General features: G+C 40.1%; 15 protein-coding genes. 2 read left to right on the forward strand and 13 right to left on the reverse strand.

Annotated features, from left to right (window positions below; all coding sequences use genetic code 11):
- Positions 1-62: 62 nt before the first annotated feature.
- The 11 genes from deoC to gpr form a co-directional block, all read right to left on the reverse strand.
- On the reverse strand, positions 63-734 hold the full coding sequence (gene deoC, locus ACQKEV_RS09820; RefSeq protein ID WP_427445554.1) for a deoxyribose-phosphate aldolase: 672 nt from the start codon (positions 732-734) through the stop codon (positions 63-65).
- Positions 735-1,063: 329 nt separating this feature from the next.
- On the reverse strand, positions 1,064-1,801 hold the full coding sequence (locus tag ACQKEV_RS09825) for a 16S rRNA (uracil(1498)-N(3))-methyltransferase (RefSeq protein WP_427445551.1): 738 nt from the start codon (positions 1,799-1,801) through the stop codon (positions 1,064-1,066).
- Positions 1,802-1,808: 7 nt separating this feature from the next.
- Complete coding sequence (gene prmA / locus ACQKEV_RS09830; protein ID WP_427445549.1) at positions 1,809-2,756, reverse strand: 50S ribosomal protein L11 methyltransferase; 948 nt, start codon at positions 2,754-2,756, stop codon at positions 1,809-1,811.
- Positions 2,757-2,769: 13 nt separating this feature from the next.
- A complete protein-coding gene (gene dnaJ, locus ACQKEV_RS09835; RefSeq protein WP_427445546.1) occupies positions 2,770-3,891 on the reverse strand; it encodes a molecular chaperone DnaJ in 1,122 nt (373 codons plus the stop codon).
- Positions 3,892-4,255: 364 nt separating this feature from the next.
- Positions 4,256-6,079: a molecular chaperone DnaK gene (dnaK, locus tag ACQKEV_RS09840; protein ID WP_427445544.1), complete on the reverse strand. Its 1,824-nt coding sequence runs from the start codon at positions 6,077-6,079 to the stop codon at positions 4,256-4,258.
- 33 nt (positions 6,080-6,112) lie between these two features.
- On the reverse strand, positions 6,113-6,682 hold the full coding sequence (grpE, locus tag ACQKEV_RS09845) for a nucleotide exchange factor GrpE (RefSeq protein WP_427445541.1): 570 nt from the start codon (positions 6,680-6,682) through the stop codon (positions 6,113-6,115).
- Positions 6,683-6,699: 17 nt separating this feature from the next.
- Positions 6,700-7,734 carry a heat-inducible transcriptional repressor HrcA gene (gene hrcA, locus ACQKEV_RS09850; protein WP_427445539.1) on the reverse strand — a complete coding sequence of 345 codons (1,035 nt, stop codon included), beginning with the start codon at positions 7,732-7,734 and terminating at the stop codon, positions 6,700-6,702.
- Between the two features lie 94 nt (positions 7,735-7,828).
- Entirely contained in the window at positions 7,829-8,968 is a 1,140-nt protein-coding gene (gene hemW / locus ACQKEV_RS09855; protein WP_427445536.1) for a radical SAM family heme chaperone HemW, read from the reverse strand.
- Between the two features lie 67 nt (positions 8,969-9,035).
- Complete coding sequence (gene lepA / locus ACQKEV_RS09860) at positions 9,036-10,859, reverse strand: translation elongation factor 4 (protein ID WP_427445534.1); 1,824 nt, start codon at positions 10,857-10,859, stop codon at positions 9,036-9,038.
- A 62-nt stretch (positions 10,860-10,921) separates the two neighbouring features.
- Entirely contained in the window at positions 10,922-11,749 is an 828-nt protein-coding gene (spoIIP, locus tag ACQKEV_RS09865; RefSeq protein WP_427445531.1) for a stage II sporulation protein P, read from the reverse strand.
- 32 nt (positions 11,750-11,781) lie between these two features.
- Positions 11,782-12,831 carry a GPR endopeptidase gene (gene gpr, locus ACQKEV_RS09870; RefSeq protein WP_427445529.1) on the reverse strand — a complete coding sequence of 350 codons (1,050 nt, stop codon included), beginning with the start codon at positions 12,829-12,831 and terminating at the stop codon, positions 11,782-11,784.
- 209 nt (positions 12,832-13,040) lie between these two features.
- Here gpr and rpsT point away from each other — a divergent pair, with 209 nt between their 5' ends.
- Complete coding sequence (rpsT, locus tag ACQKEV_RS09875) at positions 13,041-13,289, forward strand: 30S ribosomal protein S20 (RefSeq protein ID WP_016426872.1); 249 nt, start codon at positions 13,041-13,043, stop codon at positions 13,287-13,289.
- Between the two features lie 577 nt (positions 13,290-13,866).
- Here rpsT and holA read toward each other — a convergent pair.
- Positions 13,867-14,877, reverse strand: coding sequence for a DNA polymerase III subunit delta (gene holA, locus ACQKEV_RS09880; RefSeq protein ID WP_427445525.1), 1,011 nt, complete (start codon positions 14,875-14,877; stop codon positions 13,867-13,869).
- Between the two features lie 166 nt (positions 14,878-15,043).
- On the opposite strand from holA, the gene ACQKEV_RS09885 reads away from it, so the two are divergent.
- Positions 15,044-15,178, forward strand: coding sequence for a YqzM family protein (locus ACQKEV_RS09885; RefSeq protein ID WP_016426870.1), 135 nt, complete (start codon positions 15,044-15,046; stop codon positions 15,176-15,178).
- A 17-nt stretch (positions 15,179-15,195) separates the two neighbouring features.
- Here ACQKEV_RS09885 and ACQKEV_RS09890 read toward each other — a convergent pair whose 3' ends face one another.
- Positions 15,196-17,319: a DNA internalization-related competence protein ComEC/Rec2 gene (locus ACQKEV_RS09890; protein WP_427445522.1), complete on the reverse strand. Its 2,124-nt coding sequence runs from the start codon at positions 17,317-17,319 to the stop codon at positions 15,196-15,198.
- Between the last annotated feature and the right edge of the window lie 32 nt (positions 17,320-17,351).

Consider the following 17,351-nt stretch of genomic DNA (forward strand, 5'->3'; position numbering starts at 1 on the left):
TAGTGTTATGTACTCCAAAATTATATCGTATCATATCATTTTGGTCAATACGTTCTCGATAATTAATAGTCTGAGTTAGAAGTTAACCCTTGAATGATCTGAACTCCTGAGCTTGCACCAATACGTGTAGCCCCTGCTTCGATCATTTTTTGAACATCTTCCAAGCTACGAACGCCGCCAGATGCTTTCACACCAAGGTCTGGTCCAACTACTTCGCGCATCAATGCAACATCTTCAAATGTTGCTCCACCTGTAGAAAAACCAGTAGATGTTTTAACGAAATCAGCTCCAGCGTCTTTAGACAATTGGCTTGCAACTTTAATTTCTTCTTTAGTTAGCAAACAAGTTTCTAAAATTACTTTCACAATTGCTTTCCCTTTAGCAGCATTAACTACTGCTTCTACGTCGCGTTTTACTAAATCAAGGTCTTGAGATTTCAAAGCGCCCACATTCAATACCATATCAATTTCACCAGCACCGTTATTGATTGCATCCGTTGTTTCAAATGCTTTCGTTTCAGGTGTAGATGCACCAAGTGGGAAACCGATTACTGTACAAACTTTTACAGGAGTTCCTGTTAAAAGTTCAGCAGATGTTTTTACCCAAGTTGGATTTACACAAACAGATGCAAATGTGTATTCTTTTGCTTCTGCACAAAGTTTTTCCACTTGCTCTTTAGTAGCTTCAGGTTTTAATAATGTATGATCGATCATTGACGCAATATTTGTAGTCAAAATGGTTTCACCCTTTCGGAAGTTGTCCGTACCTCTTCATTTTACCATGATAGTCATTGCTTTTCACTAAAAATCACATAAAGTTGGCATAAAGCCAATTGTGAAATGGTCTTTTCGCGAATTTGGAGATGCTATTCGCGCTAATTACTGCATTATTCGCGTTAAAAACGATTCTACATTAAAAGAAACACATCTCCACAGATAATTTCCTATTCGCAATAAAAATCCAGTACACCGAAATGTACTGGATTTTTTTGATGACGAAGTCTTTGACCGGTTCGATCAATCGCGCTAATCCACGGATTTAGCATAACCAAGATTTAATCTTCTCATTCAAATTCATATGAAATGGCAGATAGTACATACAAAGGAGCAGTTTCCGCTCTCAAAATACGCGGCCCTAATGAAATGGATTGGAATCCCCGCTCCATTAATGCTTGTATTTCAGTTCGGGACAATCCCCCTTCTGGTCCAAATACAACACAGATAGAATGCTGACCATTCATTTTTGATAATATTTCAGCAAAACGAGTTCTTTTTTCCAGCTTCGCGTCTTCTTCATCTGCAACGAAACATACATCGTATTTCTCAGTTATCTGAAGTAATTGCTTAAAAGTCACAATATCTTGAATGCTCGGAACTACATTCCGGTGAGATTGTTCTGCGGCTTCTTTTGCAATTTTTTGTAGACGTTGCTGTTTTTTACTGCCTTTTTGAGCGTCCCATTTCACAATAGAACGTTCCGCTTCGAACAGAATGAGTTCATGCATCCCAAGTTCCGTTGCTTTTTGCGTAATCAAATCCAATTTTTCACCTTTTGGTAAGCCACAACAGATTGTTACTTGGATAGACAGCTCGTTTGAGCGCAACGCATCCAATGATTTTTTCACCCGGACATCCTGTCCATCGAAACGTTCAATTGTTGCTTCATAAGCCTGCCCTTCAGAAACAATAATGATGGATTGGCCTTCTTGCATACGCATAACTTTTTGAATATGTTTGGCATCCTCACCAGATATGACAGCCATTTCATCAACAAATGGTTCTTGAATAAAGTATCTTTGCATCGATCCTTTATTCCTTCACTGGTTTCTTAGAAATGATTGTTACCCAGTCTTCCATCATCATGACTTCTTGAATCGTAAAGCCAGCCGCTTCAAGTGACTGCTTTACATCGTCTTTTTTCGCTCCGATGATTCCTGAAGTAATGTACAATCCGCCTTCTTTGACGACCTTGAATGCATCTTGAGTAAAGGACATGATGATTTCAGCTAAAATATTCGCCACAACAACATCAGATGGCTCTTTGACAGTATCCAGTAAGTTGCCATGGACTACATCTGTCGTTTTTTGAACTTTGTTCAGTTTGACATTGATTTTAGCAGAACGCACAGCTACTTCATCCAAATCAAGTGCATGCACATGTTTTGCTCCAAGCAAAGCTGCACCGATTGCCAAGACACCCGAGCCAGTGCCGATATCTGTAACATAGTCACCAGGTTTTACGGTCTTCTCAAGTGCTTGAAGACACATGACGGTTGTCGGATGAGTTCCTGTACCGAATGCCATTCCCGGATCCAGTTCAATAATCAATTCATCTGTTGAAACCGGTTCGTATGTTTCCCAAGTAGGCACAATCGTAAAGCGTTCCGAAATTTTCACTGGATGATAGTATTTCTTCCATGCAGTTGCCCATTCTTCTTCGTTGACCTCACTAATTTTCACAACGTTTTCGCCAATGTTGATATCGTAATTGATCAGGTTATTGATCGCGAGCTTCACTTCTTCGACTGTTTCACCTAAAAAACTTGTAACAGGTAAATAAGCTTTCAGAATTACTCCTTCTGTCGGGAAATCATTTGGATTCAAAGCATAAATTTCACCGAATCGATCCTCTCGTTCTCGTGCGAACTCTTCTGAATCCTCAATGACAACACCGCTTGCTCCTGCTTCGTGCAAGATATTCGAAACTGCTTCTACCGCTTCATGCGTCGTATGAATGGATAGCTCTGACCACTTCACCTGCGTCAACTCCTTAGTCACCTTTTATCGTGCGTTTGATTTTATCAAATAATGAACTGCTTTGTTCTTCAGGGATGTCGCCACTGATTTCAGCAAAATCTCTTAACAGTTGTTTTTGTTTCTCAGTTAATTTAGATGGCGTCATCACTTTCACTACTACGTGTTGATCACCGATTCCGTAACCATGAACGTTCTTCACGCCTTTTCCTTTTAAGCGGAAAGTCGTACCTGATTGTGTTCCGGCTGGAATTTTTAATTTCACTTTACCGTTTACTGTTGGCACTTCAATTTCATCGCCCAAAGATGCTTGAGGGAAAGTTAATTTCAATTCGAAATAAATGTCATCTCCGTCACGTTCAAAGCGATCATGAGGTCTAACGCGGAACACTACATATAAATCGCCAGCTGGTCCGCCATTTTTGCCTGGCTCCCCTTGTCCGGAAACTCGCAATTGTTGACCATCATCAACACCAGCAGGAATTGTGACTTTAATTTTCTTGCGTTTTTTCACACTGCCTTGACCATGACAAGTTGAACATTTATCTTTAATTAACTTACCTGTACCTTGACAGTGATGACACGCACGGCGATTCACCATACGTCCGAAAGGTGTATCTTGGGTCACATTTAACTGGCCAGTTCCTTGACAGTGATGACAAGTCTCAGGTGATGTACCTGGTTTCGCACCATTTCCGTGACAAGTATCACACGTTTCTTCTTTTGGAATTTCAATTTCAGTCTCTTTGCCGAAGACAGCTTCTTCAAAATCGATGGTCATTGAATACTGTAGATCATCGCCTTTACGCGGGGCATTTGGGTCACGACGACGTGATCCTCCACCACCAAAGAATGAACTGAAAATGTCATCGAATCCGAATCCGTCTCCACCGCCTCCGAATCCACCAAATCCTTGATTAGGGCCAGCATGACCGAACTGATCATATTGAGCTTTTTTCTGATCATCGCTCAACACTTCATATGCTTCTGTTATTTCTTTGAATTTATCGACTGCATCCGCCTCTTTGTTAATGTCGGGATGGAATTGTTTCGACAATTTTCGATACGCTTTTTTTATCTCTTCTTTTGAAGCACTTTTTGTTAATCCAAGTACCTCATAGTAATCTCGTTTATTCATTCGTCACACTCCTGATCAAACTTTCATAAAAAACTGCATTTTCAGTGTATTTGTCGCAACCATTCGAGCTATTAGTTGTCGTTTTTTCTCAAAAAAATATGACAACATATTGCGGGATAGCATCTATTGTAACACGCGTTTATCCGCAATGCCAAAGACATTGAAAAAGCCAAAGTCGGTATTCCAGACTTTGACTTTTTCGGTTGTAAGGAAGGGAAGAGAGTATATTCCTCCTCTTCAAATTCTTACTGTCTAGCTCGCTAGGTTGGCCGCACCTAAGCTTCAAGCCCTCATTCGAAAACGGAGTTTCCGATTCGGACTTTCCAGCGCCGGTATCGGCCATGTTCACCTAGCTCCGCTTTTCTTATTTATCGTCGTTTACTTCTTCGAATTCAGCGTCTACGACACCATCATCTTTTTTAGTACCTTCAGCGCCTTCTGCTCCTTGAGCTTCAGCAGCAGCTTGTTCGTACATTTTCATAGTCAATGCTTGAACGATTTCATTCAGCTTGTCTTTTTTCGTGCGAATTTCTTCTAAGTTGCCAGCTTCTAGAGCCGCTTTTAACTCGTCTTTTGCATCTTCAGCTTGTTTCTTCTCTTCTTCAGAAACTTTGCCTTCTAAGTCTTTTAATGTTTTTTCAGTCATGAAGACCATTTGATCTGCTTCATTTTTCAATTCAGCTTCTTCTTTACGCGCTTTATCCGCTTCAGCATTTGCTTCCGCTTCTTTCACCATACGATCGATTTCTTCGTCAGTTAAAGCTGTATTTGATTGAATCGTGATATTTTGTTCTTTTTGAGTTCCCAAGTCTTTCGCTTTAACTGTTACGATACCATTTTTATCGATATCGAAAGTAACTTCGATTTGAGGTACGCCACGTGGTGCTGGTGGAATATCAGCCAATTGGAAACGACCTAAAGTTTTGTTGTCAGTTGCCATTGGACGCTCACCTTGTAAAACATGAATGTCTACAGCTGGTTGATTATCTGCTGCTGTCGAGAATGTTTGTGATTTAGATGTTGGAATTGTTGTGTTACGTTCGATTAACTTCGTGAACACGCTACCCATTGTTTCGATACCAAGTGATAGTGGAGTTACGTCTAGAAGTACTACGTCTTTAACGTCTCCAGTCAATACGCCACCTTGAACAGCAGCACCCATTGCTACTACTTCATCCGGGTTAACGCCACGATGTGGTTCTTTGCCTGTTTCTTTTTTGATTGCTTCTTGTACCGCTGGGATACGAGTAGATCCACCAACTAAAATAACTTTGTCGATTTGTGAAGGTGAAAGGCCAGCATCTTTTAATGCTTGACGAGTTGGTACCATTGTACGTTCTACTAAAGAAGCAGTTAATTCGTCAAATTTCGTGCGGCTTAAAGTTATTTCTAAGTGAAGAGGACCTGCTTCGCCAGCCGTGATGAATGGCAATGAAACTTGAGTAGAAGTTACACCAGAAAGATCTTTTTTCGCTTTTTCTGCTGCATCTTTCAATCGTTGTGTAGCCATTTTATCTTTAGATAAATCAATGCCGTTTTCTTTTTTGAACTCAGCAACGAAATAATCCATTAATAATTGGTCAAAGTCATCTCCACCAAGACGGTTGTCACCAGCAGTTGAACGCACTTCGAATACGCCATCGCCTAATTCAAGGATCGATACGTCAAACGTACCACCACCAAGGTCATAAACTAAAATTGTTTGATCTTGATCCATTTTATCCAAACCGTAAGCAAGTGCTGCGGCAGTTGGTTCGTTAATAATACGCTCTACTTCTAAACCAGCGATACGGCCAGCATCTTTAGTTGCTTGACGCTCTGCATCATTAAAGTAAGCAGGTACTGTAATAACAGCTTTTGTTACTTTTTCACCTAAGTAATCTTCTGCATAACCTTTTAGGTATTGAAGAATCATTGCAGAAACTTCTTGAGGTGTATATTCTTTATCTTCAGCTTTCACTTTATGGTCTGTACCCATATGACGTTTAACTGATTGAATTGTATTTGGGTTTGTGATTGATTGACGTTTCGCTACTTCCCCAACTTGGCGTTCGCCATTTTTAAATGCTACAACCGATGGAGTTGTACGGTTACCTTCTGGATTTGGAATTACTTTTGGTTCTCCACCCTCAAGAACTGCCACACATGAATTTGTTGTACCTAAGTCAATACCGATAATTTTACTCATTCTATTATTCCTCCTAGATGTTTGAAAGTTAGGTTATTCGTTCACTTTTACCATAGTAGGTCGAAGTACGCGATCTTTGTACTTGTACCCTTTTTGCAACTCTTGTAACACGATGCCAGATTCTTTTGAGTCGTCCGAATCCGTCATAACTGCTTGGTGTAAATTAGGATCAAACTCAACGCCTTCTGCTTCAATTACTTGCAATCCTTCTTTTTCAGTAGCTTCAACCAATGTCTTGTAGACCATTTCTAAGCCTTTACGCAATGATTGTGATTCTTCCGAAGCTGATTCAACTTGCATCGCGCGCTCGAAGTTATCAAGTACTGGCAATAAGTTTGAAAGCAAGTTCTGTGCTTTATATTTATCCGCAGCTTCACGGTCTAAATGTGCTCGACGTTTAAAGTTTTCGTAGTCTGCACGCAAACGCAAATGACGGTTTGTTTCTTCATCCAATTGTTTTTGTAACAATTCGAGCTCATTTGGCTCGTCACTGTTTGTTTCCTGGTTTGCTAGTTCTTCTTCAACACCAGTTGCTTGTTCAGAAGGTTCCACGGTTTCTTGTTCCGTGTTTGAGACAACTTCTTTTTCTTCAGATTGCGACACGTTTATTTCCTCCTTCTTTATCGTGAGCCACGCAGAATGCGTGTGAGTTCACGAGACAAATCCCCACTCATCACATCCAATAAAGTGACGACTCGTCGATAATCCATTCTTGTTGGGCCAATAATAGCAATGGAGCCCATTTGTTCTTCCCCAATGGTGTAAGATGCTGTGATCACACTGCAGTCTTCCATTTCCATCAAGTTATTTTCAGAACCAATTCGAATATGAATACCCGCTTGGTTCGGCGAAAACAGAGATGAAATTTGATTTGCCTGATCCATCATTGTAATTAAACCCCGTGCCTTATGAAGGTCACTGAATTCTGGATGATGAAGCAGTTTCGATTTGCCGCCATAGAATACTTTTTCTTCATGTGGGCTTGAGATAGCAGCGCCAAATGAAGCCATGAGTTCACCGTAACGACCAATATGCTGTTTTAATAAAGCGGCCGTTTCTTTTTCTAGCACACGTTGAAGTTCATGCAAGTGAACACCGGTCAGCTGTTCATTTAAAATGTTTACCATCTTCTCAATATCAGATGCTGTCAGCCCTTGAGGCAATTGGAACAATCGATTTTCTACATGACCTGAATCAGTAATAATAATTGCGACTGCCGAATCATTTGTTAAAGGAACGATTGAGAATCGTTTAACTCGGTGTTTGCGTACATCAGGTCCCAGCAAAATCGACGTATAGCTCGTCAGTTCGGACAAAATCATGGCCGTTTTCTGAATGACTTGTTCCGTCTCTGTAATTCTTTCGTGGAAGACAGATTGAATTTGCTGCATGTCATCTGAAGATGCAAGTTGAGGCGTAAGCAAATGATCAACATAAAATCGATACCCTTTTTCAGAAGGAATTCGACCAGACGACGTATGCGTTTTTTCCAAATAACCTAAATCTTCTAAATCAGCCATGTCATTTCGAATCGTAGCAGGACTGAACGGCACTTCTTCTTTTTTAGATAGTTGCCTTGATCCCACAGGTTGAGCAGTCTGAATAAAGTCATCAACTGTTACTTGCAGTATTAGCAATTGTCGGTTCGTTAACATGATTATCACCTCTGTTAGCACTCATCACTTGTGAGTGCTAATACTCATACATAAATTATCAAATCCGTTGACTAAAGTCAACGGATACGATTATTTATTCCATTAAAAAAGATTGGAAAATTTCATTTCCGATAAATCTTCCTTTTCGAGTTAAAGCGACACACTCATGAGTATCAATTATTGAGCCAGTATCCATATGTTTGGATATTACTTGTCCATACATTTCTTCCAGTGATTTGCCGAATTTATCTTGAAACAGTTTTTTATCAATTCCTGACACTTTTCGTAAGCCCAAAAACATTTCTTCTTCCATACGTTCAACAGCTGTCACTTCGTGTGTAGAATTTATCGGGAACTCACCACTTAATAGTGCGTCCATATATTTTTTGATCGGACCGATATTTGCATATCGATTTCCTAAAGCATAACCATGAGCCCCTGCCCCAAATCCTGCGTATTCTACATTGTCCCAATATAAGTTGTTATGTTTTGAATGGAACCCCGGCTTTGCAAAATTACTGATTTCATATTGTTGAGTACCTTTTGATTCCATAGCATCCATCAATACCCCATACATATCAGCTTCTAGATCTTCACCTGGTAAAATCAGCTTGCCTTTAGTCATTAAATTATAAAAAACGGTCTTTGGTTCTACAATCAATGAATAGGCGGAGTAATGCGGCAAATCCAGTTCTAAAGCTTTTTGCAAAGTAAAATTCCACTGATCCATCGTTTGGCCAGGTAAACCATACATTAAGTCAATGCTAATATTCGTGAAGCCAATGTCTTTCGCCATCTGAATCGTTTTATATACATGTTCGTTAGAATGCGTCCGGCCCAATCGGCTTAATATATCCGCATCAAAACTTTGGACACCCAAACTAAGACGATTAATTCCGTTGTTTTTCATGACCACTAATTTATCATGGGTCAATTCATCCGGATTTGCTTCAGAAGTAAATTCCTGTACATACTGCATCGGTAAATACTGTTTAATCAGCTCGAACAATCTTTCTAATTGGTCCGCACTTAATGCGGTTGGCGTTCCACCACCTAGAAAGATGGTTTCCATATGTAAATGTTCTTTATATTTTTCAGCAAACATCTTCATTTCCATCCCGAGCGTCTCTATGTACTCGTCGACGGGTTGATTTTTAAAGAATACTTTATTGAAATCACAGTAGTGACATATTTGATGACAAAAAGGAATGTGAATATAAGCTCCTTTAATCATGGCATTTCCTTCTTTCTTATAGAAAAAGGAGGCCAACTAGTAGCCTCCATTAACAACCATATTTTAATCAATCTTCATCCATTTTCAGTACAGCCATGAACGCTTCTTGAGGCACTTCAACTGAACCTACTTGTTTCATACGTTTCTTACCTTCTTTTTGTTTATCAAGAAGTTTACGTTTACGAGAAATATCTCCACCGTAACATTTAGCAAGAACGTTTTTACGGATGGCACTGATTGTCGAACGTGCGACAATTTTTTGTCCGATTGCTGCTTGTATCGGCACTTCAAATTGTTGTCTAGGAATTAATTTCTTTAATTTCTCAACAATAATTTTTCCGCGTTCGTAAGCAAAGTCATTGTGCACGATAAAGCTTAAAGCATCCACTTGTTCTGCGTTCAATAGGATATCCATCTTCACAAGTTTCGAAGGTTTGTATCCGATCAACTCATAATCAAATGACGCATAACCTTTCGTCCCTGATTTCAATTGATCAAAGAAATCGTAAACAACTTCAGATAATGGCACTTCATAAATGATACTTACACGCGTTTTGTCGATGTAATCCATCGTCATGAAATTACCGCGTTTCTTTTGACAAAGTTCCATAACCACACCAACAAAATCGTTCGGCACCATGATGGTAGCTTTTACGTAAGGTTCTTCAATACGGTCGATTTTTTGTGGATCCGGCATCATTGACGGGTTGTCCACTTTTTTAATCTGACCATCTGTCATATGAACATCATAAATTACACTTGGAGCAGTCGTAATCAAATCAATATTGAATTCGCGCTCTAAACGTTCTTGAATGATTTCCATATGTAGAAGACCAAGGAATCCACAACGATAGCCAAATCCAAGCGCTTGAGAAGACTCGGGTTCGAATTGTAACGCTGCATCATTCAACTCCAGTTTTTCCAAAGCATCGCGTAAGTCATTGTATTTTGACGTGTCAATTGGGTACAAACCACAGTACACCATCGGATTCAAACGACGGTAACCAGGTAAGGATTCAGTAGCAGGATTTGCAACATGTGTGATTGTATCCCCTACACGTGTATCTCCAACATTTTTGATTGATGCTGTTAGGAAACCTACGTCTCCTACAGTCAATTCGTCACGAAGTGTTGCCTTAGGCGTAAACACACCCGCTTCAATCACTTCAAATTCTTTTCCGGTTGCCATCATGAGGATTTTGTCCCCAGGGCGGACCGTTCCTTCCATTACGCGTATATAAGCTACTACACCACGGTAAGGATCATAAAGGGAATCAAAAATAAGTGCTTTTAAAGGTGCCTCAGGGTCTCCAGTTGGAGCGGGCACTTTAGCAACGATTTGTTCCAGGATTTCTTCAATCCCAATTCCAGCTTTTGCGGAAGCAAGAACTGCTTCAGAAGCATCAAGACCGATAACTTCTTCAATTTCTCCGCGAACGCGTTCTGGATCAGCTGCCGGTAAATCAATTTTATTGATGACCGGTAAAATTTCAAGTTCATTGTCCAACGCTAAATAAACGTTAGCCAACGTCTGCGCTTCGATTCCTTGCGCAGCGTCTACAACGAGAATTGCCCCTTCACAGGCAGCCAAACTTCGGGATACTTCATATGTGAAATCGACGTGTCCCGGTGTATCAATTAAATGGAACGTGTAATCTTCGCCATCTTTTGCGCGATAGTTCAGTTGAACAGCATTCAACTTGATTGTAATCCCACGTTCACGTTCTAAATCCATTGAATCGAGAAGTTGAGCTTTCATTTCTCTTGAAGTCAATGCTTTTGTTTGTTCTAAAATTCGATCGGCTAAAGTTGATTTACCGTGATCGATATGGGCGATAATTGAAAAATTTCGGATATTCTGTTGACGTTTGTTACGTTCTTCTCGATTCATGCAATGTCCACTCCTAATTAAACTATCTAGAATTATAGCAGTGAACAAGTCTTTCTTCAATGTTAGGTTTCAGACGTCTCCTCAAAGAAGTTGGAAATTGCCTTTGTCAGGATGGCAATGGTCCGATTGATTTCTTCTTCCGTATTCTCAATTCCACCCAGTTCAACCAAAAGTGAGCGGCTTGAAAGATCTTGATTATAAACCCCATTCCCAGTATCTCTGGTTTTTTGCAATACACCCTTGGAGATTTCTGGAACCATTCCATTCACTTCATTGGAAATTGCTTTTGCAAAGGCTTCATTCAATTTGTAGTTTGCATGTTCAGCTCCTACAACAAACGACATTCTTGCATATGTCGTCCCGTTAAACTGTGTTGTTGTCTTTTCGCGTTTGATGGAATCACGATGAATATCTAATAGAACATCATAGTGATTGTCGGCTAATTGCTTTTGCAAATATGGTCGGATTTTTGTATAGGCGCCGGTAATTTGCATACGATTCATATTGTCAAATTCCAGCACATCGACCGTATCGCCATTCAAACTGAAATGTTGGACGACAAGGTCACCTACATTTGATATGTTGGCGGTAGGGTGATAATTAACTTCTTTCAGACCTAATTTCTTTTCAACGATCGGCTGATACGATTCCTGAATATGTGTGAAATACAACAAAACATTAATGGGATTAGCTGTTGGATTCACTGTGATTTCTTTTGTCGGTTCATTTGTGATTTCTTTCGTTACATTTGCTGCGTACGCTACTGGTTGAGTTTCAACCTTTTCAGTTGCATTGCTTCCAAAGGCGAGCATGGGGAGTTTAATCATTAATATTGGCATTAAAAATAAAAATAGATAGAAACTCATGACTTTCTGCAATGTTTTGCGCATTGTTCACCCCTCCTCCTACAACTTACGTAGGACTAGAGTCGGTTAGAACTAAAAATATCCTCTTGAAGCCACTTCATAACACCAGCTTGAATCATGTCTGCGTGCCTTACCACCCATGTATCAGTTTCTTTTGGTGTTACAAATAATTGTTGATGATGAGGAGGCAATACTTCTTGTAAGAGCGCTCGGATTTCATCGCTCGACCAGCCTGCCCATTCACCGAAAATCGGTTTAATGGCTTCAACATTGACGGGTTCATCTGTGCTTCTCAACCAAGATCCCACAGATAGTGCAGAAGAAGGTTTCGTGGTTTCCCCAATTTGGGCAGAAATCACTTTGAATACCGTCTCAATTGCGTCAACAACTAGCACCGGCGCATCTACAACCATTGGTACACCGATTGCAGTGACAGGAACACCCAACGATTCGTGTGAGATTTCACTACGTGCATTCCCGACACCTGAACCAGGATGAATCCCGGTATTGGTCAACTGAATGGTTTTACAGAGGCGGTCTTGATTTCTAGCTGCCAGCGCATCAATAATCAAAATTAAATCCGGTTTGACATGCTCTGCAATCGCTTTGACAAACTCACCTGTTTCCAGACCAGTTTGACCTGTTACTCCTGGTGCATAAAAAACGACTTGTCCTGTTTCGAATGGAAAATGAAACATTTCTTCATGGAAACGGTCAATGGCTAAAGGACCAATTGCATCCGGCGTAATCGTCCGATTACCCAACCCAATAATAAGAACTTTGGATTGTGCAGTAAAATTCAGTTGCTTATGAATATCTTCCAGTGATTGAATAAATTGTTGTTCTAGTTCCTTGAAACCTTCGTCGTCTTCAGCTGTCAATGTGGGGACCGATAACGTAATATACGTCCCTGCTTTTTTACCAATCGACGTTGCCCCTTCTTCATCGGTTTCAATATGGGTTATATGAACACGGCCTTTGCGTTCTTCATTCATTTGAATTCCTGGCGTTTCATACAATGTATCTTTCTCTTTTTCTGTTCGATGCTGAACCACTTCGGTTGCTTCATCAATTAAATCCGTCCGCATTAAATTACGTAATTCCATCTAAATCACCTCAAAAAAAGTTTGCCCAAGGTGTCAAGTAAATATTCTTTGCGTGAATCTATTGCAATTTAATTTTTGGTTTGTTAAAATAATGCTTGTTGTATTGATATTACTGATCTAATACTTAAAGCAAATAGCGCCATAAATGCGCAAAAACGCTTAAACTCGAGAATCTCTTTATCTCGGACCTTTTATAGGAGGTGAAAGATATGCCAAACATCAAATCTGCGATCAAACGTGTAAAAACGAATGCTTCTGCTAACGCACAAAACTCTCACACGAAGTCTACAATGCGTACAGCAGTTAAGAAAGCTGAAAATGCTTCTCTTAACAACGAAGAAAACGCAAAAGAACTTTTACAATCTGCTATCAAGCAAGTAGATAAAGCAGCTTCTAAAGGATTAATTCATAAAAACACAGCGGCTCGTAAAAAAGCTCAGTTAATGAAAAAAGCGTAATTATATGAAAGACCAGATTCGATTGCCGAATCTGGTCTTTTTTTGACTTTTACTGGATGCAGAATTTATTTTTCAGACGTGAACGACTATTTTTCAGACGTCATGTCCATTTATTCAGACGTGGACTTCATTTTTTCACACGTCAATGAAATATTCTCAGACGTGAAATTTTATGGAACCTTTTTCAATAAAGCTCAGTTAAACGAGATTGTTGATTTACGTTCCATGCGGACGCTTTCCGCGGGCGGTCCACTAGCCTCTTCATTCGCGATGCTCATTGTGGGGTCTAGTTTAGACACGCTGATTCCGCTGGAGTCGCCGGATTCTACTACAATCATTATAGTAAACAGGGAAATGACTTAACTTACGATTTAGTGATATGAAGCAAAACAGCGAAGACTCCTGCGGGAACAGCGAAGTGCTGAAATCCACTCGGACATTAAGTCCGAGTTAGTTCGGCGCAAGCCCGCGGAAAGCGTAGCTGTTTTGCGGAATATCAACAGCAACATTTAACATAGCCTCCAATAAAAAAAACGGACTTGATTCGCTTTTAATAATGCGATTCAAGTCCATTTATTTATAAACGATTCATTAAAAATAATTCCAGGATACGTTCACGACGGCCGCTGCTGGTTTTCAATTGATAGTCAGCACTTGCAAGTCGATGCAGTACTTCGAGTAATCGTTCTTCCCCTACTTGCTGTCTGCTTTCGACAATCAGTTTGACTCGGTACGGATTGACTTTTAATTGCTTCGCGATTGCCTGCGCATGGTAGCCTTTCTTTTGTAGATAGCGAACATTCGACATGAGGCGAATTTGTGACGCGAGCAATGCAGTCAACATGATCGGTTCTTCTTTTTGACGCAACAAATCATGGTAGACTGACAATGCCGTTGTTGTATCTCCGCGCAGATACGCATTGAGCAACTGGAAAGCATCCTGTTCCAATGTGCGCGTCATCAACAATTCCACGACATCTTTAGTGATTTCGGGTTCTTCCCCAATATAGGTTGCCATCTTATGTAATTCTGACTGAAGTTGGACTAAGTCCTGTCCTACCGTTTCAATCAATCGGGCTATGGCATCTGCCGTCATGCTTTTGTGTTCCTTCGAAACGATTGATTGCACCCAGACGGTTAGATCATTTCCTTCCAATGGTTTCGCTTCCAGTAACAGAGCTTTATCCTTCATCAGTTTTGTCACTTTTTTACGCTCGTCCAATTTTTCATAAGGAGCTATAAAAACTGTGATTGCTGTTTCAGATGGGTGCTGAACCCAATTTTCAAATGATTTTAAATCATGATCTATTTTTTCTTTTCCTTTTTCTGTCGCTTTTAAAAATGAGGCATTTTTGGCGATAATTAATTTACGATCTGTAAAAAACGGGATGGTATCCGCTTCTTCTATTACATGCTGAACGGGCACTTCATCTAAATCAAAGACCAGGACATCCGTTTCCCCGGATTGATTAAGTGATTCTTTCAGACGACGGATCGTTTCGTCGAAAAAGTAATGCTCAGTGCCGACAAGCAAATAAATCGGGCTGAATTCACCGTGTTGAATTTTTTTCCAAATACTTGAGAACATAAAGAACCTCCTCTGACACACCTTCCCTTTCATTATACATGAAATTAAAAACCACAGGTGTTTGAACAAAATGTGTCATTCACTTGAAATCACTGAAAAAAACTTGTTGTTTATGGATTTTTCCGAAGCAATCACTTATAATTAATTTGAATTAGGAGGGGTAGCAATGAACGAATTTGAAAAGAATGTCCAAACCAGACGTAACGATGTGGTTGACTCGGGTATTGGTTTCGTTGTATCTTTTGTTTTCTTTGCAGCGATTTTCACCATTGCGACTGTAATTGACTTCATTACAAAATAAGCAAGAAAAGAGACTTCTCATTTTGAAAGGTCTCTTTTTTTTATGCTTTTTTCGTATGACGTTTGTACAGTCATTATTCGTTTATCATAGCGGACATGTATGGAGCCTACATCAGCAGTCGTTAGCGTTGGCAAATGAAAGTCCTTGAATCTCTCAACCACTTCACTACTTGGATGCCCATAACGGTTGTTTTGACCTGCTGAGAAAATGGTGAGTCTAGGTTGAAGCTTATCTAAAAATGCCTCGGAGCTCGATGTGTTACTGCCATGGTGCCCTGCTTTTAGTAACATGACAAATTGCAATTCTGCATAACTTTTCAGTAAATCCTCTTCTCCATCTTGTTCTAAATCTCCCGTAAACAATGCTGTAAACAAGTCATGTTTTAAATAGAGGACGAGAGAATCATCATTGCCTTCGTACATAGTATCTTGTGGTGATAAATAGGTGAATTGAGAATCACCAATTTGAAAACCATCCCCCGCCATTTTTTCTTTGACCGGAATATTTTTAGTCAATGCTGTTTGTAAAGCTTGTTGCAATGAATTTTCGGCAATAGCTCCAGGCGTTACATGTATTTCTCTTACATTCATTTCCTCCAGTATTTCTTCGGCCCCTTCAACGTGGTCACTATCCGCATGTGTCCATATAAATGTATCAATCGTATGAATGCCCCGTCCTTTCAGAAAAGGCACAATAACTTCCCTTCCCATTTCAAAAGGGCTGCCAGAATGTTTCCAAGCAGCTTGATCAAACCGCAATAATCCTCCTGAATCAATCAAAATGGTTCCTTGACGGTGCGGGAGCTCAATTAGTGTTGCATCTCCTTGACCAACGTTCAGGAACGTTACTTCGATTGCAGAGTCGAAATAAAGTGAACCCTGTATGATGATAACCGGTAAACCTAATGTCAACGCGAGACGTTTAAAAGAGTATTGAAGCTCAAGAACAAAAAATGTACCAAATACACCTGTAAATGCAAGTACCATTTGCCAGTTTGATAATTTGCCGGGATTCCACAACTGATGAGGCAAGGAAGCCAGTTTCAGAATGAAGGTGGTGAGAGCCATTCTTAAAGGTTCATATAGGATGAATAGGAAATCTGCTAAAGACGGGAGGATGAACGTAAATAGAAATAGCACTAGATTAATAGGTAAAATAATGACGGAAAAGAGCGGTACAAACAGAAGATTAACCACAAAAGAGGAAAGAGATATTTCATAAAAGTGATAAAGAAGAATCGGTGCAACCCCGATCTGACAAAGAAATGTAATCCAGAAAGATTGCTTGAACACTGTCGATTGAACTTGTATAAAAGGTGAAGAAAATAGCAATACAGCGGCTGCCACATACGACAATTGAAAGCCAACTTGAAGCAACACTCCTGGCTGCAAATAAATATATAGAAGTAAACTGATGGCAAAAGCGTCCTGTATTGCCAAGCGCATATGAAACTGTCTTGAGAGTAATAGTATTTCTACCACCCCCACCGCCCGCCACACAGATGGAGCTCCCCCTACTAAACTAGCATAGACTGGCAAACAGATCAGCAAACACCACACAGCGACTTCTTTTCGGATTGACAGTCTCAGAAGCGATTGGTAAAAAATAAAGGTCAGGAATGCCACATGCAGTCCTGAAATAGCAAATAAATGTGTGATACCAAGTATTTGATAGGCTCGGCTTTGTTGTGGGTCCACATCATCTCTCGAACCAAGTAAAAGCGCCTTGGTTTCTGCTTGAAGTGAAAGTGGAAAATGAAGTTCAATATGCTTTTCCATTTGAAACCGCTGCTGGGCAATCCAACCGGCTACTCCTTCCGGCTGTGAGACTTGTTTCATTGAGATGATCGACAACATTCCTTCAGCCCCATGGCTTATTAAATAGGTGTGCATATCGAAACCATATTCATGAGCAGGCAACGGCAATTCGGTTTCTTGACCCTTCATCAAGAAAGCTGCACCTGTCAAAGACTGATTCAGAAAAGAGACCTTCTCTTTTTCAGATTCAAAAGAGTAGGTCAAATACCACTTTTCTTTATGCTGATTGACAGCAAATCCTCTTAATTTTGAGCCATTGATTGTATAAGTCGAAGTCCAGGTAAAAATATCTTCGTGAGCAATCTCATCTGGTTTGATCGACATCTTGTCTTGTGCATGCATAAAGAAAAAAACGG

It is taken from the genome of Paenisporosarcina sp. NPDC076907 (assembly GCF_050269735.1).
Classification (GTDB): domain Bacteria; phylum Bacillota; class Bacilli; order Bacillales_A; family Planococcaceae; genus Paenisporosarcina.